This window comes from Streptomyces sp. NPDC056373 (genome assembly GCF_042262425.1).
Taxonomy (GTDB): Bacteria; Actinomycetota; Actinomycetes; order Streptomycetales; family Streptomycetaceae; genus Streptomyces.
Map to the genome: position 1 here is coordinate 1 of NZ_JBHJPX010000047.1, position 2,082 is coordinate 2,082.

Consider the following 2,082-nt stretch of genomic DNA (forward strand, 5'->3'; position numbering starts at 1 on the left):
GCGGGTGCTAACGTCCGTCGTGAAGAGGGAAACAACCCAGACCCACAGCTAAGGTCCCAAAGTCATGGTTAAGTGGGAAACGATGTGGGAAGGCATAGACAGCCAGGATGTTGGCTTAGAAGCAGCCATCATTTAAAGAAAGCGTAATAGCTCACTGGTCGAGTCGGCCTGCGCGGAAGATGTAACGGGGCTAAACCATGCACCGAAGCTGCGGCAGCGACGCTTAGGCGTTGTTGGGTAGGGGAGCGTTCTGTAAGCCGTTGAAGGTGGCCTGTGAGGGTTGCTGGAGGTATCAGAAGTGCGAATGCTGACATAAGTAACGATAAAGCGGGTGAAAAGCCCGCTCGCCGGAAGACCAAGGGTTCCTGTCCAACGTTAATCGGGGCAGGGTGAGTCGACCCCTAAGGCGAGGCTGAAAAGCGTAGTCGATGGGAAACAGGTTAATATTCCTGTACTTGGTGTTACTGCGAAGGGGGGACGGAGAAGGCTAGGCTAGCCGGGCGACGGTTGTCCCGGTTTAAGCGTGTAGGGGGTGTGACCTGGTAAATCCGGTTGCATACTAACCCTGAGGCGTGATGACGATGCACTACGGTGCAGAAGTAGTTGATGCCCTGCTTCCAGGAAAATCCTCTAAGCATCAGGTAACATTAAATCGTACCCCAAACCGACACAGGTGGTCAGGTAGAGAATACCAAGGCGCTTGAGAGAACTCGGGTGAAGGAACTAGGCAAAATGGTGCCGTAACTTCGGGAGAAGGCACGCTGGCATGTAGGTGAAGTCCCTTGCGGATGGAGCTGAAGCCAGTCGAAGATACCAGCTGGCTGCAACTGTTTAATAAAAACACAGCACTGTGCAAACACGAAAGTGGACGTATACGGTGTGACGCCTGCCCGGTGCTGGAAGGTTAATTGATGGGGTCAGCCGCAAGGCGAAGCTCTTGATCGAAGCCCCAGTAAACGGCGGCCGTAACTATAACGGTCCTAAGGTAGCGAAATTCCTTGTCGGGTAAGTTCCGACCTGCACGAATGGCGTAATGATGGCCAGGCTGTCTCCACCCGAGACTCAGTGAAATTGAACTCGCTGTGAAGATGCAGTGTACCCGCGGCAAGACGGAAAGACCCCGTGAACCTTTACTATAGCTTGACACTGAACATTGAGCCTTGATGTGTAGGATAGGTGGGAGGCTTTGAAGCGTGGACGCCAGTCTGCGTGGAGCCATCCTTGAAATACCACCCTTTAATGTTTGATGTTCTAACTCGGCCCCATAATCTGGGGTGAGGACAGTGTCTGGTGGGTAGTTTGACTGGGGCGGTCTCCTCCCAAAGAGTAACGGAGGAGCACGAAGGTTAGCTAATCACGGTCGGACATCGTGAGGTTAGTGCAAAGGCATAAGCTAGCTTGACTGCGAGAGTGACGGCTCGAGCAGGTACGAAAGTAGGTCTTAGTGATCCGGTGGTTCTGAATGGAAGGGCCATCGCTCAACGGATAAAAGGTACTCCGGGGATAACAGGCTGATACCGCCCAAGAGTTCATATCGACGGCGGTGTTTGGCACCTCGATGTCGGCTCATCACATCCTGGGGCTGAAGTAGGTCCCAAGGGTATGGCTGTTCGCCATTTAAAGTGGTACGCGAGCTGGGTTTAGAACGTCGTGAGACAGTTCGGTCCCTATCTGCCGTGGGCGTTGGAAGATTGAGAGGGGTTGCTCCTAGTACGAGAGGACCGGAGTGAACGCACCACTGGTGTTCGGGTTGTCATGCCAATGGCATTGCCCGGTAGCTAAGTGCGGAAAAGATAAGCGCTGAAAGCATCTAAGCGCGAAACTTGCCTCAAGATGAGTCTTCCCTGGGCCTTTAAGGTCCCTGAAGGAACGTTTAGGACTAAGACGTTGATAGGCTGGGTGTGTAAGTGCAGCGATGCATTGAGCTAACCAGTACTAATGATCCGTGAGGCTTAACCTTACAACACCGAAGGTGTTTTTAGAGAGATTTTCAGCGACGTTCCGAGATTGGTTCTGATGGCTTCACGGGAGTGAGGCGGTTGGAATGAAACAGAATTTGCCTGGCGGCAATAGCGCGGTGGT

The 2,082-nt window shown here is 53.0% G+C and carries 1 rRNA gene; it reads left to right on the forward strand.

Annotated elements, in window-relative coordinates:
- Positions 1–1,960: ribosomal RNA gene (locus ACFCXS_RS39355) — 23S ribosomal RNA — on the forward strand; the annotation flags it as partial.
- Between the last annotated feature and the right edge of the window lie 122 nt (positions 1,961–2,082).